At 32.7% G+C, this 790-nt stretch carries 1 protein-coding gene; it reads left to right on the top strand.

The genetic code is table 11. From position 1 onward, the window contains the following. Positions 1–61: 61 nt before the first annotated feature. Positions 62–790, top strand: a 729-nt coding sequence (locus FUA24_RS04795) for a tetratricopeptide repeat protein (protein ID WP_148540269.1), incomplete at its 3' end; no start/stop codon positions are given.

Genomic DNA, 790 nt, shown 5'->3' with positions numbered 1-790 from the left:
ATAAATAGCCTTTTAGTTATGAAGAAAAATTATATTTTTGCGGCGCATTAATTTAAAATATATGGCAACGTACAAGAAGAGAGGATACAAACCTACAACTAAAGTTGAGAAACAACATGACATTGAAGAAAGCTCTACAACAGCAGAGGTTTTTAATACTTTAGATGAAGGTGCTTCAAAAACTGAAGCTTTTGTTGAAAAAAATCAAAAATACATATTCATCATTATTGGTGTAGTGGCCGTTGTGGTTTTAGGTACAATTGGTTACAGAGAGTTTATTGCTGGCCCAAAACAAACTACAGCTATGAATGATATGTTTCAAGCTCAAAAATATTTTGACCAAGCAACTACTGCAGTTGAAAAAGATTCACTTTACAATTTAGCTCTTAACGGTGGCGAAGGTAAATACGGTATGCTAGATATTATTAGTGAATATAGCGGAACAGATGCTGCTAATTTAGCAAACTACTATGCTGGTACAGCGTATTTAAGATTGAAAGATTATGAAAAAGCTGTAGAATATTTAAGTGATTTTGAAAGTGATGATGAAGTTTTAGCGCCTTTAGCAAAAGGAAATATTGGTGACGCTTTTGTACAGTTAAACCAACCAGAAGATGCTTTAGGGTACTATGAAAAAGCAGCAAATATGAGAGATAATGCGTTTACAACACCTATGTATTTGTTTAAAGCTGGTAACATTGCTTTAGATTTAGGAAAAGCAAGTAAAGCATTATCATACTTTGAAAAAATAAAAACAGATTACCCAAATGCTACAGAAGCGGCTAATATT

Source organism: Seonamhaeicola marinus (assembly GCF_008085455.1).
The sequence above is the reverse complement of the archived record's forward strand: the minus strand, read 5'-3'. Positions and strand labels throughout refer to the sequence as shown.